The organism is Catenovulum maritimum, assembly GCF_001050375.1.
Classification (GTDB): Bacteria; Pseudomonadota; Gammaproteobacteria; order Enterobacterales; family Alteromonadaceae; genus Catenovulum; species Catenovulum maritimum.
This window is the reverse complement of record NZ_KQ130487.1, coordinates 25,490-48,993: the sequence shown is the minus strand read 5'-3', so window position 1 is coordinate 48,993 and position 23,504 is coordinate 25,490. Positions and strand designations below refer to the sequence as shown.

Sequence of the window (23,504 nt, the reverse complement as noted above, 5' to 3'; positions counted from 1 at the left end):
ATGTTGCGTTTTTTGAGTTCCTTCACACTTTAGGCTTATTAACTCATCACAAGCTAGTAAGCCTAAAGCTGATTACCTTGTTCCGTATATCACCATGGTTTTTCCATGCGCCTCGATTAAACCTTGTTCTTCTAAGTTTTTCAGCACTCTACCGACCATTTCACGCGAGCAACCGACTATTCTGCCTAATTCTTGACGGGTAATTTTAATTTGCATACCATCAGGATGCGTCATAGCATCAGGTTGTTTTGATAAATCTAATAAGGCAGCCGCTACCCGACCTGTTACGTCAAGAAAAGCTAGGTCTACTACTTTTCGTGATGTATCTCTTAATCTAAGTGCTAATTGTCCTGCTACCCGAAACAGAATATCTGAATCTTGCTTACATAGCTCTTTGAATTTTTCGTAGTCTATTTCTGCTACTTCACACGCTGTTCTTGCTTTGATATTCGCGCTTCTGGACTCTTGCCCATCAAACAAACCCATTTCACCATAAAACTCACCAGGGTTTAGGTAGGCTAAAACGAATTCTCTGTCTTCTTCATTTATTATGCTAACAGAAACGGAACCTTCTAATAAAACAAATAAAGAATTGGGTTTGTCACCAGCTTTGATAATAGTGCTTTTGGCTGGGTAATGACGTTTAGTGCAATGCTTTAAGAAAGCTTGTAGTTGCTCGTCACTAGCCACATGGTATGGGATGCTCATTTTTGTCAACTCTTTATTATTATGATCTGTTCATTATTCTAACGCTTTCTTAACCTAAAGACATCAACTCAAATAAAATAGATTCAAAATACTTATTTTTCAGCTAATTGGCGGAGAAATGTCACAAAAATATATTTTGATTTTATTGTCTCTGCTTTAGAATGGGTATGAATTTTAATCTATCACTCAAAGTTGTTGCGTTAGCGTAGAGTACTTATTAGTTCAGGAGAACTTATGGAATATTTAACCAAATGGTTTGAAGATAATCAAACTCTATTTATAGACGGCATTATTAGCTTAGTTGTTGCATTTTTTATTGTTTGGCTCGGCTTAAAGTTGGCTAAGTTTTGCTCTAACCTTGTAATGAAATTACTTGAGAAAAAATCTGTCGATAAAGCAGTCAGTGCTTTTATCGCAAGCTTATTAAATGCGATTTTAGTTGCAGCAGTTATTATTGCAGCATTGAGTCATGTTGGTGTGCAAACAGCTACTTTTGTTGCAATTCTAGGTGCAGCGGGTTTAGCTATTGGTTTGTCTTTACAGGGTTCTTTATCTAACTTTGCTTCTGGTATTCTAATTAGCGTATTTAGACCTTTTAAAGCGGGCGATTTTGTCCAAGCTGGTGGTGTTTCAGGTGTTGTTAAGGAAATTCAAATTTTTTCTACAATTTTAACCACACCAGATAACAAATTTGTTGTTGTGCCTAATGCTCAGGTGACTGGTAGCCCAATCACTAACTTTTCAAAAAATGATACACGCCGCATAGATATGGTTATTGGTGTTTCTTACACTGCCGATCTACAAAAAGCAGAAGCATTACTTAAAGATATTCTTGAGAAGCATGAATTAGTTCTTAAAGAGCCAGGATATACTGTTGGGGTTAGTGCGTTGAATTCTTCATCTGTCGACTTTGTCGTTAGACCTTGGGTTAAGACATCTGATTATTGGCCTGTACATTTTGATTTAACTAAAACAATCAAGCTTGAGTTAGACAAAGCTAATATAGGTATTCCTTACCCTCAAATGGACGTTCACTTACATTCAGTAGATAAAAAATAAGAGATTTATATGAGAATTTTAGTTTCAACATTTATGGCAATGGCTGCATTTTCTTCTGTAGCTGCTGAAACCCCGAAAAAATTAGCGGGCGAAGTGGAGTTAGGTATAGTCGCGACTTCTGGTAACACAGAAACACAATCTTTAAAAGGTAAGATCGCGATTAAGCATAATTTGGAAAATTGGAAAAATAATTATCAACTTGATGCTTTATATAAAAAGGACGAAGTTGCGGGTGTTTCACAAACAACTGCGAATAAGTACTTTTTGTCTATGCAAAGTGATTATAAGCTAAATGAGAAACACTCAGGTTTATTTGTTTATGCTTCTTACCAAAAAGATAAGTTTAGTGGTTTTGATTACCAAAGTGCGATTGCTTTGGGTTATTCTGATCGCATGTTTGGCGATGATACGTCTTTCCTTGATTACAACATAGGTCCTGGTTATACGTTTGCTGAGACTGACGATGGAGATAAAACAGAAGCTGCTGTGTTACGATTGGCTGCTGATTATGAATATAAGTTGAGTGATACAGCCAAGTTCACTCAGACTTTAAGTACAGAAGCTGCGTTTGATAGCGACAAAAATACCAGATCGAAATCAGAAACAGCTATTTCAGCTAAGTTGATGGGTAATTTAAGCATGAAAGCTGCTTATACCATTATCCATAATAGCCTTGTTCCTGCGAATAAAGATAAAACTGATAGCACAACAAGCTTGACCGTAGTTTACTTATTTTAATTAAGTGGTTTACCTAGAGACTCTAGTATTTATCTAGGGTTTCTAGGTGTGAATTAGAAAGGTTTTAACTTTTAATTCACCGCCTTGTTAAAAAAAATGGGTGGAGTTGTATGTTTTGTTTTATTTTGGTGGTTAAATCTAAGCTAATTATTTACTTATCTGTTTTATAATTTAAATTTATTTGATATATTAAACGGAGTTATTGAATTATAGTCATAACTAATGAGGCATCTATAAGGGACATAGTTGTTTTATTTTAATAAATATTGAATGTGTAGCTGCGTATTCAAGGTTGTAAAAAAATGTTTAACCAGTTTGCCCGTATATTGGTCAGCTTGAGTTATATTGTTGTGTGCTATTGCTTTGCAGACACTCCAACTGGGGCGATCGCTAGCGCTAAGTTTAATTTAGGTCATACAGACAATTTACTAAAGACCCAAGAGCAACTTAAAACTCGCTATAGTGAACTCGCTGCGAATGTCCAATTACGCGGCCAATGGCGAGTTATGTCTATTGAAACAGGCCTAAACCTTAACAAAACCCAATTTTCAGAATCAGAGCAAGATAATACCGAAGAAAAGCAAGTGTATCTTGGATTCAACTGGCAAGCAGATGTTCAACATGGCTTTAGCGCAAATTTGGGATATTCAGATTCTGATGAGTTTAGAGGTGAGGGGATCAGTAAAAATGATCCTGAGGTTTTATCAACTCCAGATCATTACACCTTTTCTAATCATGCATTAAGTTATCGATATAATCCTGCATCTGAAAAAGGCATGATTGTCCGAAGCTCAATCGGTGCTACATCTAAAGAATATGAGTCGAGTCGAAAAATTGCCTTAGATAATAATTTAGACATCAAGGTTGCTAATCTTGATTTAGGGTACCAATGGCGAGACGGGCGTTTCTTTTATTTCCACCTAGCCCAAAACAAATACGAATTTATAGATGCGGCGGTACGTAATAATACCAGTAAGATTTATGCCTTGGGCCTTAATTGGCAAGCAACTGCGATAACGGGATTTGACTTTAAGTTAGGTCAAGAAATAACAACAGAAGCGATTACTTCTGCAGAAAAAGAAAGTGAGTATTGGTCCTTAACTGCAAGTTGGGCACCTAAAACCTATTCAATATTTTATTTAACGAGCGCAAGTCAGCAGTCCAATAGTCTGTATTTGGACTTGGCATTACAGTTAAACCGAGAGATAAAATTTTCTTGGCAACATACTTGGGCCAACCAAATGAAAACAACCTTGGGATATAGTCGAGGTAATTTAAAACAGTTAACTAATGACCAATTAGAAAAAAATACTCAGTTGAATATGGCATTGTCTTACCAAGTAAACCGACTATTAGATATTGAATTGGACTATGGATACGAGAAAAACATTGATAGCTTAGATAGGTTTGATTATCGACAAAATGTGTATGGGTTGAATTTAATTGTGAAATTGGGTAGTTAATTAATGAAATGTTTGAAGCTTATTATACTCGCTTTTGCATTTTTAACCGCGCAATTATATGCCGAAATTCAAGACTATCACTTGGCTGCGGGTGACGTTGTTTCGATACATGTTTATGGTCAAGCAGATTTATCTGTTAAAGCTAAAATCGATAATAAAGGGGTGATTAATTACCCTTTTATTGGTGAGGTTTTACTTATTAATAAAACGACTTCTGAGGTTAGAGAAAATATTTCAGAAGCGTTGAAAGATGGATACTTAATTTCGCCGGAAGTTCATGTCTCTGTGATTGAATATCGTCCTTTTTATATTCATGGACAGGTTAAACGACCGGGCAGTTTTGCTTATCAACCTGGATTAGTGTTAGCGAAAGCAATAGCATTAGCAGGGGGCTTAACAGAAAGAGCATCAAACACTTGGTTGCTAGAAAGAAACTCAGGCGAAATTAAAATTGAAGCGAATTCACAAACTGAAATTTTACCTGGTGACGTAATTACCATTAAACAGAGCTTTTTTTAACTAATGCAACAACAGAAAGATGATGAAATAGATTTAAGTCAACTTTTTGTGCTGTTATGGCGCAGAAAATGGCTACCTATATCTTTAGCTTTCTGTTTTTTTGCGTTTGCAGCTATTTATGCAGAAAATGCGACCAAGAAATATAGTGCCTCAACCACAATTCAAGTTGGAATTGATCAAGGGAATGTTGTTTCTATCGACGAGCTTTATATCTTAGAAGCCCGAACTAAAGAGCATTACAACACTCAAATTGAACTACTTAAATCACGCAACATGTTAGCTAGAGTAGTTGATAAAATAGGTTTGACTGCTCAGCAATTAAATTACAAACCAGAACCGCCTATTCTTAAATATATTCCGGATCTCAAACCTTGGTTAATGCCAGAAATTAAGCATACAGTGACTCAAGATTTAGCGATTCAGTTACAATCAATGATGAGTGTTAGTCAGGTTTCAGGTAGCCAGCTATTAAATATTAAAGCTAATGCATCTACACCTGAGCTTGCAGCTAAACTAGCAAATGGATTGGCTGATGTTTATATGGAATTTCACCGAGATTCAAGACAAGAAGTTAACGACAATGCTGCGGACTGGCTTGTAGTTGAATTAGAGCGACTAAAAGTCAAGCTAGGTGATGCTGAGCAAGATTTACAGCGGTTTGTAAAGGAAGAAGACTTAGTTGAAATTACAGGTGTACTCAGCCTGAAGAACAAAGACATTGAAACCCTAGCCGCACAGCAATTAGAAGCATCTCGACGTATTGATGAATTGAAAGTTCAATATTTGGCAATTCAAGATGTAACTGATCCACTGCTCTTGTTGGCATCTTCTGCAATCAGACCAAATTCAATGGTTGATGCAACCCAGCAAACTTTATCCGGATTGAAAAGAAAATTAGCCGAAATATCCCTAGTTTATGGACCTAAGCATCCAAAACGAATCGGTGTTGTTGAAGAAATTAATTCAGTTCAGTTAACTTTAAAAGAACAAGTTAACTCACTTATTAAAGGGGTTCGAACCGAGTATATCAGTGCCAAAGAAAACTTTGAAAAACTGCAAAGTAACTTTAATGCTGCTAAGCAAGAACTACAGCAACTAAGCTCCTCGCAAAATAAATATAGAAGGTTGCAACGTGAGGTTGAGGCCAATCAAGAGCTTTATGATACTTTCTTAAAACGTCTACAAGAGACAAAAGCAACTAAAAGTATGCAGAAGTCTTTTGCAAGGATTTTAGACTACGCAATACCAAACAATGCTCATGTTAGCCCTAAAAAATCTCTGATTGTCGTCTTAGCCGTTTTATTAGGTGGTATGTTGGGGGTTGTGCTGATATTTTTACTTGAATTTAAGCGAACTGGGATACAAACCGCAGAAGAGGCATGTCAGGTTACGGGACTTAATTTGTTAACTCAGTTACCAAAAATTAAGCGTAGAAAAGAAATGACAGGGCACATTGAACACGATGAGCTGTCGACCAATCCTTACTATATTGAAGCAATGCGTGCATTAAGAACGCGTTTGAAGGTCAATCATGACTCCAGTAAGGTGATTGCAATTACCTCTGCTATGCCTGGTGAAGGTAAGTCATCCATTGCACTGCATTTAGCCAAAGCCTTCTCTGAGCTTGAGAAAGTGCTAGTAATAGATGCAGACTTACATAAACCGTCAATGGCTACCAAGCTTGGCTTGCTGAAAACTAGACCGGGCTTAGTTGAGTTGTTATCTGGACAATTTAAGTTAATCTCGTGTTTACATAGACAAAAATCACTCGGCTATGATGTGCTGTGTGCGGGACGAGAATGCCCGAATCCAACACGACTATTGCTTTCTCCTGATTTTTCTAAATTACTCAAAGCTTTATCTAAACACTATGATCGAGTGATTGTGGAAACCGCACCTGTCAACTTGGTTTCTGATGCTCAAGCTATTTCTAAAGCTGTTGATGGCGTTGTATTTATTTCAAGAGCAGAAACGACACCCAGAGGTTTAATTCAAAATGGTATTGAGTTACTGAAACAGGTGGATGCTAATATTCTTGGTTTGGTTATGAACCAAGTCAATTATAAACTGGCAAGATACCAGTATAGACAATACACAAATAACCCTAAACCTATCATCCCAGTCAAAACAAACGATAAAGTTGTAGCTTTGCCGCCTAGGTATAGCGAAAAAGAGATGGCGAATTTAAAACTGCGACAGCAGGAATTAATGAAACAATACGAAAAAATAAAAGTTAAAAAATAACTTTATAACCGTCAATTATTTCGCATAAGTGATAAAATCCAAGCGTCCTCTATAAACACAACAAATCCGTTAGGCCTTAGTTTGAACAAAAACAACATAAATCACAGTTTTTCAGTTGCTCCAATGCTTGATTGGACAGATCGGCATTGTCGTTATTTTTACCGTATATTGAGTAAAAATGCAGTACTGTATACAGAAATGGTAACAACGGGTGCCATTTTATATGGAAAAGGCGACTACTTAGCATTCAATAAAATCGAAAAACCAGTTGTTTTGCAATTAGGTGGCAGTGACCCTAAGGATATGACGGCAGCAGCAGTTAAAGCCCAAGAGTATGGTTACGACGAAGTTAATATTAATGTTGGTTGCCCTTCTGACCGAGTTCAAAATGGCCGGTTTGGCGCTTGTTTGATGGCAGAACCTGAGTTAGTTGCAGAATGCGTTAAAACTATGCAAGCAAATATTGATATTCCTGTCACAGTTAAAACCCGTATTGGTATTGATGACTTTGACGATTATGCATTTTTGACAAATTTTGTTAATCAAGTATCTGAATCTGGTTGTAATCACTTTATTGTTCATGCTCGTAAAGCTTGGTTAAAAGGTTTAAGCCCTAAGCAGAATCGTGAGATTCCACCACTAGATTACGATAGAGTTTATCAACTTAAACGCGACTTTCCTGAACTCGAAATTAGTATTAATGGTGGAGTAGAAACGATAGAACAAGCTCAGGAGCATCTTAAGCGTCTTGATGGCGTTATGTTGGGCCGAGCTATTTATCAAAACCCATATTTATTACATCAAGTCGATGAATTAATTTATGACGATAAGCAAGCTAAATTGAGTCGAATCCAAGTTGTTCAAGCTATGCTAGATTATGTCGAGAATGAAACTCAAGATGGAGCTACGAGCTGGCATATAGCTCGACATATGTTGGGGTTATTTAGTGGCCAGCCAAGAGCTAGGATATGGCGACGATACTTAAGTGAGAATGCTAGAAAAATGCCAATAGGCACTGAGCTGTTTGAGAATGCAATTTCTTTAATGACAGAATAAGCGAATACATAATATTGCTTACCAAGTTTAGTTTGCTAAGCAATATTCCCCCTTCAATTTTTGTTTTCATGCCTATTTGAAAATAAGCTTCTTTGTATAATGAGTTAAGTTTTTGCGCTTAATCAAAGGAATAAATCTTTAATCCTTAAAAATCATATATTTTCTACAATTAACTTGGATAATTAAGGAAAAAACTTCTATCCTGACTCTATATAATAACTTTAATTAATATCGTAAGCATGGAGCTGTTTCTTGAATAACCGTGAATTTGTTATGACTGACGCTAACTTCAAAGTTATCCGCGAGTTAGTGTATGATTCTGCTGGTATTGTATTGGGTGAGCATAAGCGAGAGATGGTTTATTCTAGGCTTGCTCGTCGATTAAGAAGCTTAAATTTAAGTCATTTCGATGAATATTGTCAGTACTTAGAAAGTCATAAGGAACAAGAGTTTAGCCATTTCATTAACTCTATTACCACTAATTTGACTTCTTTTTTTCGTGAGAATCATCACTTTGAGTATTTGAAACAAACTGTTATTCCAGAGCTTAAAAAGCAACATGCGTTAGATAAACGAATTAGGGTTTGGTCTGCTGGCTGCTCCACAGGAGAAGAGCCATACTCTATTGCCATGACAATGGTGCCTGAGTTTTCTGCAAGTCAATGGGACTTAAAAGTACTTGCCACAGATTTAGACTCGAATGTATTGGCCAAAGCTAAAGCAGGGGTATATTCAGATACCAATGTGAATGGTTTAGATCAAATTATTCAACAAAAAGGCTTTGTCAGAAACAAAGACGGTAGCCAATTTAAAATTAAATCAGAACTACAGCAGCATATTCACTTTAAACGTTTAAATTTACTTGCCGAATGGCCTATGAAAGGGCCTTTTGATATTATTTTTTGCCGTAATGTTGTTATTTACTTCGATATGCCAACCAAAAATAACTTAATGCGAAGATATGCGAGTTTACTTAGACCGGGTGGTTATCTTTTTATGGGACATTCTGAAAGTATGAGTCGAGAAATAACAGACTTTAAGCCTTTAGGTCAAACCATTTATCAAAAGGTGTGAGTTTAGATTGTGGAAATAAAACCTAACTTTGCAGGCTTTGAACATATTAAACGTTTTATTGATAAAAAACGTCAAGTTGTCGTTGCTAAAATTTTACCTGGTGAATTTTATGTCACCAAGGAAAATGAAATTATTTCGACTGTGCTAGGCTCATGCATCTCGGCTTGCATTTGGGATGAAGTGCTAGGCATTGGGGGAATGAATCACTTTATGCTACCCGCCAAGAAAGATATGCATGGCGCAGAAGGTTGGCATTTAGATTCTAGCTATACTTGCCGTTATGGTCACTGGGCAATGGAATATTTGATTAACGAGATTATCAAAAATGGTGGTCGTAGAGAAAATATGATTGCGAAAGTTTTTGGTGGTGGCAAGATAGTTCCAAATATGTCTGATGTTGGCATGAGTAATATAAACTTTGTCCGGCATTTTTTTAAAACGGAAGAAATCCCAGTTATTGCTCATGATGTGGGTGGGCCTTGGCCTAGAAAAGTGATATTTCATCCTAATTCAGGCGTTGCGAAAGTTAAAAAATTACGAAGCATGCACAACGACACAATCCAACGTCGTGAGAAAGCTTATATGACAGATATAGAGCATCAAAAAGATGAAAGTGACATTGAGTTGTTTTAAATTGGAGTCTATATGGCTATAAAAGTATTAATTGTTGATGACTCTCCTTTAATTCGAGGGCTGCTAACCGAAATACTCGATGCAGACAGTCAAATTAATGTAGTTGGCACGGCTGAAGATCCTTATGATGCGCGCGAGAAAATAAAGCAGCTTAATCCAGATGTACTGACGCTAGATATAGAAATGCCAAAAATGAATGGTATTTCTTTTTTACGTAATCTGATGCGATTACGTCCGATGCCTGTCATTATGGTTTCAACTTTAACAGAGCAAGGTGCGCCAGCAACCTTAGAGGCGTTAGAGTTAGGTGCGGTTGATTATGTAGCTAAGCCTAAAGCGCAAATAGCAGAGCAACTTAATTTATATGCCCAAGATTTAATTGATAAAGTGAAAGCTGCAGGTAAAGCTAAAAGTAAAATACCGCCTTCTAAGCGGTTAGTTGCGCAAAGTAATATTAAAGTTTCACCTGAATTATTAAAATTTAATCCTAACTATTTAATTGCGATAGGGGCAAGTACAGGTGGCACAGAAGCGATAAAAGATGTAATTACACGGATGCCAGCACATATGGCACCTATTGTTGTTACTCAGCATATTCCACCTGTTTTTTCGACCTCTTTCGCACATAGATTGGATGGCATAGCTAAAATGAAAGTGTACGAAGCCGAGCATAATCAAAAGATTGAATTAGGCTGTGTTTATATTGCGCCTGGTGACGATCATTTAACGATAAAGAAAACCCCAACAGGTTACATTTGCCAGCTAGATAAAGGGGAGACGGTTAATCGACACAGGCCCGCCGTGGATAAATTATTTGATTCTGTTGCTGAGCAGACAAATGGTAAGGCTACCGGCATTATTTTAACGGGTATGGGAGCAGATGGTGCTCAAGGCCTACTGAATATGAGACAAATGGGCTGCAAAACAATTGCGCAAGATGAAGCGACTAGTGTTGTTTGGGGCATGCCTGGTAAAGCGGTTGAATTAAAAGCAGCGCAAAAAATTGCACCATTACAAGATATCGCTGCGTTGGCTATGGGGACTGCAACTAAATAGCTTTTAGCAAACGACTTTTATTAATTGCAAAATTGCTTAGCGCTTAGTTATCAAATGCATCTTAATTTAAATTAAGTATAATATTGAAATATATCATTTATTTTTGAGGTAGTAGTGGAATTATCAAATTCGGAATTATCGGCTAATAACGTTGTCGATATAACAGCGGAAAATTTTCAGCAAGTTATTATTGAAGGCTCTCAGAATAAATTAATTATCATTGATTTCTTTACGCAAAGAAGCGAACAAAGTATTTCAATGTCACAAACGTTAGCAAATATCTGCCAAGAGTATCTAGACGAGGTTATACTCGCTAAAGTTGACTGTGATCAGCCAACTCAGCAACAAATCGCAATGCAATTTGGCATTCAAAACCTACCAACTGTTGTATTGTTCAAAGGCGGTGAGGTTATTAATGGTTTTGCTGGTGGACAAGCGGAAGCCGAAGTTCGTAAGGTGTTAGCACCATATCTACCTAAACCTGAAGATAAGTATTTTGTTCAAGCGAAAGCTCAAATTCTAGCAAGTGATTTTCAAACTGCATTTACTTCAGCTAAAACAATTTTAGAATTAGTACCAGACAGTGTTGACGGCAAAAAATTGTTAGCAGATGCATGCTTAGGACTTGGACAAAATTCAGAAGCTGAAACTTTATTGTCGAGTATTACTTTAGTTGATCAAGACGATTACTACCATAGTTTGATCGCTAAACTAGAACTAAACAAACAAGCTGCAGAAACACCTGAAATTCAGGCTTTAAGAGCAGCCTTGGCCGAGAATCCCAATGATGAAGAAAGCACATTAAAGTTAGCTATTCAGCTTCATCAAGCACAACAGTTTGAGGAAGCGCTTGGCTTATTAATGGCAATTTTACGTCGGGATTTAAATGCACAAGACGGTGAAATTAAGAAAGCACTAATGGATATTTTAGCGGCGATGCCAAGTGGCAACGAAGTTGCGACTAAAGTACGTCGTCAATTATATAGCTTATTGTACTAAGCTATATACTCTCAACCAAATTGATAACTAAAACCTAGAGTCATGAACTTTAGGTTTTAATTGCTTGCTATGACTAGTTTAAAGCTTGTTTTGCTTTTTCAACGACTCTGGCTGGCATTTTCTCAGCTAGCTTAGCTAATGCTTGTTGTGCTTTTTTATGTTCAGATTTATCTTGGATAATACTGTTATGCAACCAGTGGTAGGCGTCTTGAAAGTCAAGCGGGCTTCCTAAACCATTATTCAAGGCTTCAACAAAACCGATTCTTGCTCTAATACTACCCATAGCGGAAGCTTCTCTTAAATAAGTAATGGCTCTTTTTTCGTCTTTTTGCACTAATATGCCTTTTGCATAATAGCGTCCTAACTGCTCCAATCCTTCCGGTAACCCTTGGTTGGCAGCAAGCTCAATGTAATGTAAGCCTAATTCTGCATTTCTTTCTACACAGACCCCCCAAGCGAGCATATCCCCCCAAAGAAATTGATACGAAGGTACTTTAACTATTTCAGCTCGTGCTTCAATATCTTCAACCAGTTGGCATCTATCGGTGACCACACGATCTAAATGAATATTCTGTTTTATCCAAGATAAAAGTTCTTCTTGAGAATATATTTGTACTACTTTGAGCTCCACTGCGTATTGGTGAAAACTTACCAAGGACAAAATACAAAAGCATAAAATTTTCAACATAGTCAACTTATCGACGTTTCTAACCGTAAACATTATTCAGCAAATATTAAGCCAATATAGTTAGTTTATAGATGATTTGCTAGGTTTTACTCTCTAAATTTTAGTATCTCTTAAGGTAATAGCTAGGGGCTTAGTTTAGTGCCTTGCTTGAAAGTATTAATTATTAAGCAGCCAATATCTGGGATGATAGTTGCAATTTTAACCGGATTAACTTTTTTTAAGCATACAGGGAGTCGATACACTTTAGGTATGTGGAGTCACTTTTAGCACACTGTTTTATTTTAAATGTATGATATTTAAAGGTTAAAATAATTACTTAACAAAAAATTACATTTATATCACTATTATTTACACCTATTTATATTATAAATGGCCTATGTTATCGAGCGTTATAATTTAACCAAAGAATACTAAGGTCGAAATGAAAATAAAATATCTTACAATCGCACTATTAATCAGCCTCGCATCTGCTTCAATAACAGCATGTGCCGTTACAGCTGAAACACAAGAAGGTGACCAATCCTCATTTGTTGAGCGTATCAAAAATAAATCATACCCAGCTGTATTTCAGGCATGGAATCCGTTAGATATGCCAGAAACGTTTAAAACAGATTCTTTGGCAAATCGACTTAAAACAGCAGCTAAACATTCACTCTTATGGGAAGAGCCTGTCAGCCAGCTTGGTTTTAATACGCCACTCGTTTTGGGCTTGGTTTGGGACGACAAATATGCAGGTATGGCTACTCAGTTTACTCAAGATACTTTGTTTCAGGCTAAACAGAATCGTAAAACTTTATTAGACCACAACCCTGATATGGTGTTATTAATGGAGATTCGCTGGCGTGATGCCCCTGGAAGTTACTTTCCTGAAGACTGTGAGTATTGGGCGAGAAATCCAGATGGAACACGTGTGATGGGTTGGGATGGTGGTCCTGAACCTTACTATATTATTAATTATGAAAATGAAAACTTTCAGCAAAGAGTCGCTCAACAAGCCAGAGCCGCTGTTGATTCAGGTATTTACGATGGTGTCATGCTAGATTGGAGTGGTCATTTAGAAATTATCAAAAAAATTAAGCATTCGATTGGCCAAGATGGCCTTATTTTGGTGAATATCCATGATGAAATCGACAAAGTAGCAAAATATAAAGACTATATTAATGGTGCATTTATGGAATGCGGCCCAGAAACCGATCGACTTTGTACTTGGGAGAAAATGCAACAAGCGTTAGCTATGTATGAGACGGAATTTCAGTCACCACAAATAAATGCTTTAGAGTTATGGACAGCTGACCGAAATCAAGAACAAGCAATGCGTGCTATCACAACTATGGGCATAACCCATTCAGACGGCTATGTATTATATGCTGATCGTAATCCACTCCCCACACCAGATCATCTACATAATTGGTATTCTTTTTGGGATGCCGATTTAGGCAAGCCGGTTGCTAAAGGCTTTAAACGTAGTGATGGTGCTTATCAAAGAGAGTTTGAAAAGGGGGTTGCTGTCTATAACCCTCCATTTAATAAACCCGTTAAAGTTGTTTTCGACAAAAATTATTTAGCGGTTTCAACTCAGGTGCCGAGACCTGATTTTGACATTCCTAGAGGTGATGGCGAGATCTTTTTGCAACAAGATTAATCATGATTTAAATCTAGAATGGGATATCTCTATTTCACAATTACATGCATTTTTGACGTACTCAATAGAGCTTAAATAAAGCACTTGGTACAGGCCGATGACATGAATCGGCCTAAAGGAATCACAGTAAACATAGTTTTAGAGCCGTTTTTAAATGTTACGGATAATGTAAAGAATTGTAACATCAATATGATATCGCTATGTTAAATATTTATATCATATATAATATTTAATAATTGTTTTTGCCGTTTTTTAGGTCGGTGAATTTTATTTTTCAGTTTTTTTAATAACAGAATTATGCGCTAGACCACTAGTTTTAATTTTGTATTCTGTTGATTATGTGAGGTTAAAACGTGTTTGATGCGATTGCTTTAGATCCGATAGATTGGCTTACCTTTGGTGGCTATTTTCTCGTGTTAAGTTTGGTTGGCTATTTAGCTGGCTCTAGAAAAAAAAATGAACCAGAAGAAGATTCGGAGGACTATTTTTTAGCAGGCAGAAGCTTACCTTGGTATGTTGTTGGTGCATCTTATATTGCCGCAAACATTAGTACTGAGCATTTTATCGGTTTAGTTGGTGCCGCCTTTATTTACGGTATATCGGTCGCGACAGGTGAGTGGAGTACAGTGATCGCTTTCACCTTTATGATCTGGATATTTATACCTTTTTTATTGTCCGCTAAAGTTTTTACTGCACCTGAATTTTTAGAGCAAAGATTTAATGCACCTATGCGGATATTTTTTGCAATCGTCACTGTTGTAGCCAATATTTTCGCTTTTTTAGCCCCCGTGATTTATGGTGGCGGTTTAGCTCTAGATGCAATTTTAGGTATGAATGCCTTACTTGGTGCGCCTGAAGGTTCACAACAAGGCCTTTATGTCTCTATTGCAATTATTGGTTTAGCTGCTGGTGTTTGGGCTATCTGGGGCGGACTAAAATCTGTCGCCTGGATGGATTTAGTAACCATTATTATCATGGTTGCAGGCGGAAGTTTAGTGACCTTATATGGTTTAAATGCATTGGGTGACGGTAGCATTGTCGACGGTTTTTCTAACATGATAACTGCAAACCAAGCAGAAACCGGTATTTGGGCACAAGCTGTCGAGCATGTTAGACCTGAAATTGTAAAAGAAGAAAGCTACAACCGATTATCTGTTATTCAACCGCTCACTCACCAAGTTGTTCCTTGGACTCATTGGGTTTTGAGCTTCTTCTACATCGGCTTGTGGTACACAGTTATTAATCAGTTTTTGATACAACGTGTTTTTGCGGCTAAAGACATGTACAACGCTCGTATGGGTATGGTATTCGCTAGTTTCTTAAAGCTGCTATTACCTTTTATTGTTGTTATGCCAGGCTTAATTTATTTTGCAATGAAACCAGAAATAATGCTAGCGGGTGAAAGCATTAATGATGTTCGTCAGGTGGCCGACCAAACCTATATTAACTTAATTAAAGAGCTTATCCCTGTTGGTATAAAAGGTATTTTATTAGCCGCATTATTTGGCGCAATTCAGTCAACAGTAAGTGCCGTTTTAACTTCTACCTCAACCGTTATTACTATGGATTTTTATAAGCGTTTTATTAAACCTGAGGCGACTGAAACTTCTATTGTCCTGATTGGTCGATTAATTACAGCGACAATTTTAGTGGGCGCTATTTTCCTTGGTATTTGGATTAGCACATTAGAGGTTAGCTTATTCGTTTACATTCAAGAGCTGTTTACCTTCTTTGCACCACCATTTTCAGCTGTATTTTTACTCGGTGCTTTTTGGAAGCGAGTGGATGGTAAAGCTGCCTTTATCACGGTTTGTGTCGGTTTCTTATTTGGGATAGCAATCAAAGCATGGGTCACAGCAGGTACTGCACCCGAATGGCTAGCGCCATATGCAAATCAAGGCGTTATTAACTGGTTGTTATGTATGGTGACTTGTTCTGTTCTTAGCTTGTTCACACCTAACCCTAGACCAGAGCAAATTACCGACAATCTAACCTTTAACTGGAGAACACTTAAATTAGCAGACGACGGTGCAGGTGCTTGGTATCAAAGTGTTACTTTCTGGTCAGTCGCGAGCATAGTGCTTATGTTCGGTATGATCATTACATTCTCTCTTCTATCTTAAATCAAACTGATTGGTGTGGTTGTTATTGCCACACCAAACTAGCGTAAAAAGTAGGTATTCTAATGTCATTTTTTAATACAGATCTTGCTCAGACTCCACCTATGGGTTGGAATAGCTGGGATTGTTTCAGTGTTTCAGTTACTGAAGACGAAGTTAAAGCGAATGCAAAATTTATTGCAGATAATCTAAAACAGTATGGTTGGGAATATGTTGTTGTTGATCTGGCTTGGTTTGCTCCAGGCGCGGTACATGACAACTACAAAAATAAAGATATTCCTCAGTTAATTGATGAAAACGGACGCTTAATTCCTTGCCCAGAAAAATTCCCATCTTCAGTCAATGGTGCTGGTTTTAAACCATTAGCTGATTATGTTCACAGTTTGGGCTTAAAATTTGGTATTCACATTATGCGCGGAATCCCAGTCCAGGCGGTGGAAGCTAAATCACCTATTAAGGGGACCAAGTCTACAGCTGACCAGGTTTCATATGATCGTGAAGCTTGTCCTTGGTATAACAGTTTACGCACGTTAAATTTTGCCCATCCAGATGCAAAAGCTTATTACGAGTCAATTGTTGATTTGTATAAAGAGTGGGGTGTTGATTACATTAAAGCCGACGACTTAAACTCGTGGCATGAAGTTGAAAATAGTGACGGCTCTCCAACTGGTACAGGTTCTCCATACAGAATTGATGACATAGAGGCGCTAAGCAATGCAATGCGAAACTGTGGCCGAGGCATGTTATTAAGTTTATCGCCAGGTGGACCGGAAACAACAATCGTAAATCATTTACGTAATCATGCGAACTTATGGCGTATTTCTGCAGATTTTTGGGATCATTGGGGATCACTTAAAAAGCAAATGGAGCGCTGTGCAATTTGGGCACCTTTTATTACAGAAGGCCATTGGCCAGATGCTGATATGCTGCCAATTGGTGATTTACCTCGTGGGGAATCAGGCGGCACAAATCGAGTGGGTAATTTCAATATGCAAGAGATGCACACTTTAATGACATTATGGTCTATGGCTCGTTCACCGTTAATGATTGGTGCTAATTTACCAGGTACAGATCCTGCAATCATTAAGTTATTACAAAATGCTGATGTGTTAGCGGTCAACCAAAACTCAACAGCAAATCGATATGTTGCGACGAAGGCCGGCTTTGTTATTTGGCGTGCACAAGCTAAAGATGGCACAGGTGAATATTTAGCCGTGATGAATACCAATGATGATATGGCCGTTGTCAGTTTAACTCCTTCTGAAGTCGAGCTATCAAATTTTACAGGTGCAAAAGATTTATGGTGCCGATATTCAGCTCAAGTTCACCCTGATTCACTGAGCGTTGAATTAGCAGCGCATGATGCAGTTTTATTTAAAATTTAATTAAACTTAAAATCTTTTTAACTAAAGTCCGAACAGTAACGCTGTTCGGACTTTTTTTATGTCTTTTTTCAGCACTCAATTAGTGCAACAAGCTGGTGCATTGCAATGAACCAAGATAATTCAATTGTTTCGATAAATATCTCCAAGTCACTTTTTTATCTCAATTTTTTTATGGGTTAATATTATTATTGCTTAATAAACAATGGATTATTGATTATTTTAAGTTTTGTTTTATTTTTGGCATTATTGTTGCTTTTTAATCATCATCTATTTAATACTTAGCTTGTGCAACGATGTTTAAGTTAGTAAAACAAAATTCAGGTGTTGGTAAAGTATGGCTTGTTGGTGCAGGCCCAGGTGATGCTGATTTACTTACTATCAAAGCTCTACGTGCGATTCAGTCTGCTGATATCATTTTATATGATAGGTTGGTAAGTGAAGATATACGTAGCCTTTTCCCTTCTAATACACCAGCGTTTTATGTCGGTAAGACAATGGGAAATCATTGTATCCCACAAGACAAGTTAAATGAGTTACTCGTTGAGAAAGCTCAAAAAGGTTTTAACATCTGCCGCTTAAAAGGTGGCGATCCATTCGTATTTGGCCGCGGTGCTGAAGAAATGTTAGTACTAAGAAACTCAAATATCGAAGTGGAGGTTGTTCCTGGCGTAACCGCTGGAATCGGAGCTGTTGCATATGCGGGTATTCCGGTTACCCATAGAGGTTTATCTCAAGCTTGTACATTTGTTACGGGCCACGCAGAAAAAGAGTTTAATATTGACTGGCAATCACTTGCTAGTTTGAAAAGTACACTTGTGTTTTATATGGGCCTTAATAAATTGCCAACAATCACAGAGCAATTGTTAAAGCATGGATTAGATGCAAATACACCGGCAGCATTAATTGAAAATGGTTGTCGAAATGAACAAAGAGTTTTTACAGGGAAGATCACTGACTTAGAAGCTATGGCTAAACAAAATGAGTTGCAAACACCAACTTTAATTGTTGTGGGTCAAGTGGTTGAGTTAGCAGAGTCTTTACAGTGGTACGGCACATTGACTACTGAAGATTCGCAATGGAAGCAGTTATCAGCTTAATAGAGGGTTAGTAATGAGCAAGCAAAAAATAGTTGTTGTTGGTAATGGTATGGTTGGTCATAAGTTCATCGAGAACATGATCGAACATCCAGATTATGATCAATATGAAGTTATCACTTTTTCAGAAGAGCCTCGTTTGGCTTATGACCGTGTTCAATTATCATATTATTTCGCAGGTAAAACTGCAGAGGAGTTAATGCTAACTTCTCCTGATTATTATGACGAGCATGGCGTTCGTTATATTGTCAAAGATAAAGTTATTAGCCTAGATACTGCAAATAACAAAATTGTGACTGAAAGCGGCCGTGAAGAAAGCTACGATCAATTAATTCTTGCTACAGGTTCATACCCGTTCGTACCACCAATTCCAGGTAAAGATCAAGATCACTGCTTGGTGTACAGAACAATTGAAGATTTAGAAGCGATTACTGCTTCTGCTAAAGAGAGCAAAGTTGGTGTTGTTGTCGGTGGTGGCTTACTTGGTTTAGAAGCAGCAAATGCACTTAAAAACTTAGGTTTAGAAACTCATGTTGTTGAGTTTGCACCACGCTTAATGGCTGTACAGTTAGACGAAGGTGGCGGTGACGTATTACGCGCTAAAATTGAAGCGTTAGACGTTGGCGTACACACAGAAAAGAATACCAAAGAAATTGTTGCTGGCGAAACTTGCCGCTACAGAATGAACTTTGCTGACGGTACTTTCTTAGAAACAGATATGATTTTATTCTCTGCGGGTATTCGTCCGCAAGATGAGTTAGCACGCCAGTTTGATATTGAAATTGGTCCACGTGGCGGTATTGTTATCAACAACCAGTGTCAAACATCTATACCAAATGTTTACGCAGTTGGTGAGTGTGCGCTTTGGGACAATAAGATATATGGTTTAGTTGCACCTGGTTACCAAATGGCTAAAGTGGCTGTTGATCACATAACGGGCGGTAATTTAGCGTTTGAAGGTGCTGATATGAGCACTAAACTTAAATTGTTGGGTGTTGATGTGGCGTCTATTGGTGATGCTCAAGCTCGTACACCAGGTTGTTTAAGCTATACATATTCAAACTCGCACGATGGTGTTTATAAGCGATTAATCGTATCTGAAGATAATACTAAAGTATTAGGTGCAGTATTAATTGGTGATGTAGACGCATACGGCAATTTATTGCAAATGATGCTTGGCGACATTGCTATCCCAGGTTCGCCTGAAGCATTAATTTTACCATCAGTTGATGGTGCGCCAGCACTAGGTGTCGATGCCTTACCTGATTCGGCTCAAATTTGTTCATGTCATGATGTTTCAAAAGGCGATATTTTTGAAGCAGTAAAAGGCGGCTGTACTGATTTAGCGGGCATTAAGTCTTGTACTAAAGCGGTAACAGGTTGTGGTGGTTGTGCTGCAATGACAACTCAGGTAATGAATGCTGCATTAACTGAGATGGGTGTAGAAGTTAATAATAACTTATGTGACCATTTTGAATATACTCGCCAAGAAGTATTCGACATTATTCGTACTAAAAAAATCAAAACCTTTGATGAATTATTAGCTGGATATGGTTCAGGTAAAGGCTGTGAAATCTGTAAACCGGCTGTTGGCTCTATGCTAGCAACTCAGTGGAATGAATATATTCTTTCTGATGACAACATTCAGTTACAAGACACGAACGATATTTTCTTAGCAAATATGCAAAAAGATGGTACTTACTCTGTTGTACCAAGAATGGCTGCAGGTGAAGTTACACCAGATCAATTAATTGCATTAGGTGAAATTGGTAAAGAGTTTAACCTGTATACTAAATTAACCGGTGGTCAACGAATCGATTTCTTCGGCGCGCAATTACATCAATTACCAATTATTTGGGAAAAACTTATCGCTGCAGGTTTTGAAACTGGCCACGCATACGGTAAGTCATTACGTACAGTTAAATCATGTGTTGGTTCAACATGGTGTCGCTACGGCATGTTAGATTCAGTCTCCATGGCTGTCTTACTTGAAATGCGCTACAAAGGTATGCGTACTCCGCATAAAGTTAAAATGGCGGTTTCTGGTTGTACTCGTGAGTGTGCTGAAGCACAAAGTAAAGATGTTGGTGTTATCGCCACAGATAAAGGTTGGAACTTATACTTATGTGGTAACGGTGGTATGAAGCCTCGTCATGCAGATTTATTTGCAACTGACTTAGATGATGAAACTCTGATTAAGTATGTCGATAGATTCTACATGTTCTATTGTCACACAGCAGACAGATTACAACGTACTTCTGTTTGGATGGATAACATGGAAGGTGGTTTAGATTACCTTAAATCTGTGATTATCGAAGATAAACTAGGTATCTGTGAAGATTTAGAAGCAGATATGGCACGTATTATCGATAACTACGAGTGTGAGTGGAAGAAAACTATTAATAGTAAAGAAAGACTTAAGCGTTTTGCACATTTCATTAACTCAGATGCAACTGATGACACTTTGGCTTACGTGGCTGAGCGTGGTCAGGAAAGAGCGCGTATCGATATGGACGCTCGAGCAAAAATCGCAAAAGGCGATGTAATTGAAACTGTTGAAGTCGTTTAAGCACTGGAGAATATAAAAATGAGTCAAGTTTGGAACGATATTTGTGATTTGTCTGACCTAGTCAAAAACACAGGTGTATGTGCGTTACATAATGGTGAACAAGTTGCAGTATTCTTAGACGATGAAAGCAATGTTTACGCTATCTCAAATTATGATCCATGTGGTAATGCTTATGTATTATCGCGTGGCTTAATCGCTGATTTTAAAGGCAAGCTAACAGTTGCTTCACCTTTATATAAACAGCACTTTGATTTAACCACTGGTGAGTGTATTGAAGAGCCTGAAAACTCGGTTAAAGCTTACCCAGTAAGAGTTGAAGCTGGTAAAGTTCAACTAGGTTAACCTTCTTAGTTACTAACCCTCTAAGTAGTGACTATGCCGGCTTCGGCCGGCAATTCTTTCTTTTCTGTCTAAATTCTCTCAAATATTTAATTTCATACTTACTTTTTAGCGCACATTGAGCATTTTTTGCTGCCGAGCAATTCAATTCCTTTTGATGCATAAATTCGAGCAGTGCTAACAAACAGTGCAATTCCTTTAACTATATTAGTGGTGAAAGGTTATAAATTTACCATTATAGCTTTAGGATTAACTCATGTTGTTGTTTTTAAATGATTTTTAATTGTTGGTATAGCTTTTGCTTTTAATCGGCATCATTTAAAAAGTTCGCGGTTCGTTAATTTTTTAAATTATAGAATTAGCTACGAGTTAACAGTTAGGCTTAAGTTTGGCGTTAGGGTAGCGACTAGTTTTTAAATTAATCAGAGGTTCAACGATGGACAACAGCACTAAGTTCAATATTTTCTCTTTCGCTGGGAAAATGAAAATCTTACATATGTCGTGGATGGCATTCTTTATCACTTTCTTTGTATGGTTTAACCATGCACCTTTACTTATGTCAATTAAAGAGACATTAGGCTTAACCGGTGCACAAGTTAAAACTTTACTTATCTTAAACGTTGCTTTAACGATCCCAGCTCGTATTATTATTGGCATGTTGACTGATAAATTCGGTCCTAGAAAAGTTTATTCTGCTCTTTTATTCATCTGTGCTTTCCCTTGTTTCATGTTCGCGTTTGCTGATACTTTTGAAATGGCTGCGCTAGCACGTCTATTACTTGGCTTTATTGGTGCTGGTTTTGTTATCGGTATCCGTATGGTAAGTGAGTGGTTCCCACATAATGAATTAGGTACGGCAGAAGGCGTATACGGTGGTTGGGGTAACTTCGGTTCAGCTGCTGCTTCTTTCACATTGCCTTGGATCGCCGTTTTAATCGGTGGTGATGATGCGTGGAGATATGCGATCGCGATAACTGGTGTGGTTTGTTTCTTCTGGTCATTTGTTTATTATGCAAATGTTTCTGATACGCCTAAAGGCTCGACTTATTTCCGCCCTAAGAATGTTGGTGGTATGGAAGTAACGAGTAAAGGTGACTTTGCTTTCTTAATCGTCATGAAACTACCTATGTACTTTGCGCTAGCATTGTTAACATGGAAATTATCACCTGAAGGTGTAACCCTTATTTCTGAAAGTGCAGCTTTAATTGCATACGTCGGTTTAGTCGTTTTATTTATTGTTGATTGTTATAAAGCTTATGACGTTAATAAAGAAATGTTCAAAACGCCTGTTCCTGAAATTCAACAGTATAAATTTAAACAAGTAGCTGTATTAAATATTTTATACTTTGCAACTTTTGGTTCTGAGTTAGCTGTAGTATCTATGCTACCTTTATTCTTTGCCGATACATTTGGCTTATCAGCTGTAATGGCGGGTATGGTTGCTTCTGCTTATGCATTTATGAACTTAATGTCTCGTCCGGGCGGTGGTTTAATTTCTGATAAATTTGGTCGTAAGAAAACCTTACTTATCTTAACTGCTGGTTTAGCTGTTGGTTATTTTGCGATGAGTTTAATTGATGCTTCATGGCCAGTATGGGTTGCTGTTATCGTTGCTATGGCTTGTTCTTTCTTTGTACAAGCTGGTGAAGGTGCGGTATTTGCAGTAGTACCTTTAATTAAGCGTCGCTTAACAGGTCAAATTGCTGGTATGACTGGTGCTTACGGTAATGTTGGTGCGGTTACTTACTTGACTATCTTCTCTATGGTTGATGCATCTACATTCTTCTTGGTGATTGCTGGTACAGCAATACTAGGTTTCGTTACTTTATTATTGATGGAAGAGCCTACTGGCCACATGGCTGAAGTACGTGAAGATGGTACATTAGAATTAATCAAAGTTAGTTCTAATTAAACTAAACTAAATTTAGCGTTAGTTTTAAAAAGCGAAGCCTATTGGCTTCGCTTTTTTTATGCCTAAAACAAAAGGTTTAAATGTTAGAATCAGCACTGAAGGTTAATGATTCCGAGCCCTTTCAATAGAATGAAAATTTGATGTAGCTGAGATTAATTTAGATAGCAGAATTAATGTTCTAGATTGAGAGGTTTATTCAGATTAGC

The 23,504-nt window shown here is 37.5% G+C and carries 19 protein-coding genes; 17 read left to right on the top strand and 2 right to left on the bottom strand.

The genetic code is table 11. The features are described from left to right. Positions 1–72 precede the first annotated feature (72 nt). Entirely contained in the window at positions 73–708 is a 636-nt protein-coding gene (crp, locus tag XM47_RS07735) for a cAMP-activated global transcriptional regulator CRP (protein ID WP_048691367.1), read from the bottom strand. A gap of 234 nt (positions 709–942) precedes the next feature. Between crp and XM47_RS07730 the strand changes: the two genes are divergently transcribed. From XM47_RS07730 to XM47_RS07685, 10 genes are all read left to right on the top strand, one after another. Continuing rightward, positions 943–1,767, top strand: a complete 825-nt coding sequence (locus XM47_RS07730) for a mechanosensitive ion channel family protein (protein WP_053084529.1) — start codon at positions 943–945, stop codon at positions 1,765–1,767. A gap of 9 nt (positions 1,768–1,776) precedes the next feature. After that, entirely contained in the window at positions 1,777–2,505 is a 729-nt protein-coding gene (locus tag XM47_RS07725; protein WP_048691364.1) for a DUF481 domain-containing protein, read from the top strand. 302 nt (positions 2,506–2,807) lie between these two features. Then, positions 2,808–3,968 carry a porin family protein gene (locus tag XM47_RS07720; protein ID WP_048691362.1) on the top strand — a complete coding sequence of 387 codons (1,161 nt, stop codon included), beginning with the start codon at positions 2,808–2,810 and terminating at the stop codon, positions 3,966–3,968. Positions 3,969–3,971: 3 nt separating this feature from the next. Beyond that, positions 3,972–4,487, top strand: a complete 516-nt coding sequence (locus tag XM47_RS07715) for a polysaccharide biosynthesis/export family protein (RefSeq protein WP_048691357.1) — start codon at positions 3,972–3,974, stop codon at positions 4,485–4,487. Between the two features lie 3 nt (positions 4,488–4,490). Further along, positions 4,491–6,731, top strand: coding sequence for a GumC family protein (locus XM47_RS07710; protein WP_048691356.1), 2,241 nt, complete (start codon positions 4,491–4,493; stop codon positions 6,729–6,731). Positions 6,732–6,812: 81 nt separating this feature from the next. After that, entirely contained in the window at positions 6,813–7,787 is a 975-nt protein-coding gene (dusA, locus tag XM47_RS07705; RefSeq protein WP_077066508.1) for a tRNA dihydrouridine(20/20a) synthase DusA, read from the top strand. 273 nt (positions 7,788–8,060) lie between these two features. After that, positions 8,061–8,861, top strand: a complete 801-nt coding sequence (locus XM47_RS07700; RefSeq protein WP_048691596.1) for a CheR family methyltransferase — start codon at positions 8,061–8,063, stop codon at positions 8,859–8,861. 6 nt (positions 8,862–8,867) lie between these two features. Further along, a complete protein-coding gene (cheD, locus tag XM47_RS07695; protein ID WP_048691354.1) occupies positions 8,868–9,494 on the top strand; it encodes a chemoreceptor glutamine deamidase CheD in 627 nt (208 codons plus the stop codon). A 12-nt stretch (positions 9,495–9,506) separates the two neighbouring features. Then, complete coding sequence (locus XM47_RS07690) at positions 9,507–10,550, top strand: protein-glutamate methylesterase/protein-glutamine glutaminase (protein WP_048691352.1); 1,044 nt, start codon at positions 9,507–9,509, stop codon at positions 10,548–10,550. Between the two features lie 114 nt (positions 10,551–10,664). Then, the gene (locus tag XM47_RS07685) at positions 10,665–11,549 is read left to right on the top strand and encodes a tetratricopeptide repeat protein (protein WP_048691351.1); all 885 of its coding nucleotides are present in this window, start codon (positions 10,665–10,667) and stop codon (positions 11,547–11,549) included. Between the two features lie 73 nt (positions 11,550–11,622). On the opposite strand, the gene XM47_RS07680 is transcribed toward XM47_RS07685, so the two are convergent. Next, positions 11,623–12,237 (bottom strand): tetratricopeptide repeat protein, encoded by a 615-nt coding sequence (locus tag XM47_RS07680; protein ID WP_048691595.1) that lies wholly within the window; start codon positions 12,235–12,237, stop codon positions 11,623–11,625. Between the two features lie 421 nt (positions 12,238–12,658). On the opposite strand from XM47_RS07680, the gene XM47_RS07675 reads away from it, so the two are divergent. The 7 genes from XM47_RS07675 (at position 12,659) to XM47_RS07645 (ending at position 23,298) form a co-directional block, all read left to right on the top strand. Next, a complete protein-coding gene (locus XM47_RS07675) occupies positions 12,659–13,879 on the top strand; it encodes an alpha-amylase family protein (protein WP_048691347.1) in 1,221 nt (406 codons plus the stop codon). Positions 13,880–14,232: 353 nt separating this feature from the next. Continuing rightward, entirely contained in the window at positions 14,233–16,002 is a 1,770-nt protein-coding gene (locus XM47_RS07670) for an SLC5 family protein (protein WP_048691345.1), read from the top strand. Positions 16,003–16,064: 62 nt separating this feature from the next. Beyond that, positions 16,065–17,384, top strand: a complete 1,320-nt coding sequence (locus tag XM47_RS07665; RefSeq protein ID WP_053084528.1) for a glycoside hydrolase family 27 protein — start codon at positions 16,065–16,067, stop codon at positions 17,382–17,384. A 293-nt stretch (positions 17,385–17,677) separates the two neighbouring features. Next, complete coding sequence (gene cobA, locus XM47_RS07660; protein ID WP_048691343.1) at positions 17,678–18,481, top strand: uroporphyrinogen-III C-methyltransferase; 804 nt, start codon at positions 17,678–17,680, stop codon at positions 18,479–18,481. A gap of 13 nt (positions 18,482–18,494) precedes the next feature. Then, the gene (gene nirB, locus XM47_RS07655) at positions 18,495–21,047 is read left to right on the top strand and encodes a nitrite reductase large subunit NirB (protein ID WP_048691342.1); all 2,553 of its coding nucleotides are present in this window, start codon (positions 18,495–18,497) and stop codon (positions 21,045–21,047) included. A gap of 18 nt (positions 21,048–21,065) precedes the next feature. Continuing rightward, entirely contained in the window at positions 21,066–21,389 is a 324-nt protein-coding gene (nirD, locus tag XM47_RS07650) for a nitrite reductase small subunit NirD (protein ID WP_149865481.1), read from the top strand. Between the two features lie 433 nt (positions 21,390–21,822). Further along, on the top strand, positions 21,823–23,298 hold the full coding sequence (locus tag XM47_RS07645) for a NarK family nitrate/nitrite MFS transporter (RefSeq protein ID WP_048691337.1): 1,476 nt from the start codon (positions 21,823–21,825) through the stop codon (positions 23,296–23,298). Positions 23,299–23,504 lie beyond the last annotated feature (206 nt).

Excerpts from the sequence above, each read along its gene's own strand:
- crp (WP_048691367.1), bottom strand. The coding sequence starts at position 708 with ATGAGCATCCCATACCATGTGGCTAGTGACGAGCAACTACAAGCTTTC.
- XM47_RS07730 (WP_053084529.1), top strand. The coding sequence starts at position 943 with ATGGAATATTTAACCAAATGGTTTGAAGATAATCAAACTCTATTTATA.
- XM47_RS07725 (WP_048691364.1), top strand. The coding sequence starts at position 1,777 with ATGAGAATTTTAGTTTCAACATTTATGGCAATGGCTGCATTTTCTTCT.
- XM47_RS07720 (WP_048691362.1), top strand. The coding sequence starts at position 2,808 with ATGTTTAACCAGTTTGCCCGTATATTGGTCAGCTTGAGTTATATTGTT.
- XM47_RS07715 (WP_048691357.1), top strand. The coding sequence starts at position 3,972 with ATGAAATGTTTGAAGCTTATTATACTCGCTTTTGCATTTTTAACCGCG.
- XM47_RS07710 (WP_048691356.1), top strand. The coding sequence starts at position 4,491 with ATGCAACAACAGAAAGATGATGAAATAGATTTAAGTCAACTTTTTGTG.
- XM47_RS07700 (WP_048691596.1), top strand. The coding sequence starts at position 8,061 with ATGACTGACGCTAACTTCAAAGTTATCCGCGAGTTAGTGTATGATTCT.
- XM47_RS07690 (WP_048691352.1), top strand. The coding sequence starts at position 9,507 with ATGGCTATAAAAGTATTAATTGTTGATGACTCTCCTTTAATTCGAGGG.
- XM47_RS07680 (WP_048691595.1), bottom strand. The coding sequence starts at position 12,237 with ATGTTGAAAATTTTATGCTTTTGTATTTTGTCCTTGGTAAGTTTTCAC.
- XM47_RS07675 (WP_048691347.1), top strand. The coding sequence starts at position 12,659 with ATGAAAATAAAATATCTTACAATCGCACTATTAATCAGCCTCGCATCT.
- XM47_RS07665 (WP_053084528.1), top strand. The coding sequence starts at position 16,065 with ATGTCATTTTTTAATACAGATCTTGCTCAGACTCCACCTATGGGTTGG.
- cobA (WP_048691343.1), top strand. The coding sequence starts at position 17,678 with ATGTTTAAGTTAGTAAAACAAAATTCAGGTGTTGGTAAAGTATGGCTT.
- nirB (WP_048691342.1), top strand. The coding sequence starts at position 18,495 with ATGAGCAAGCAAAAAATAGTTGTTGTTGGTAATGGTATGGTTGGTCAT.
- nirD (WP_149865481.1), top strand. The coding sequence starts at position 21,066 with ATGAGTCAAGTTTGGAACGATATTTGTGATTTGTCTGACCTAGTCAAA.
- XM47_RS07645 (WP_048691337.1), top strand. The coding sequence starts at position 21,823 with ATGGACAACAGCACTAAGTTCAATATTTTCTCTTTCGCTGGGAAAATG.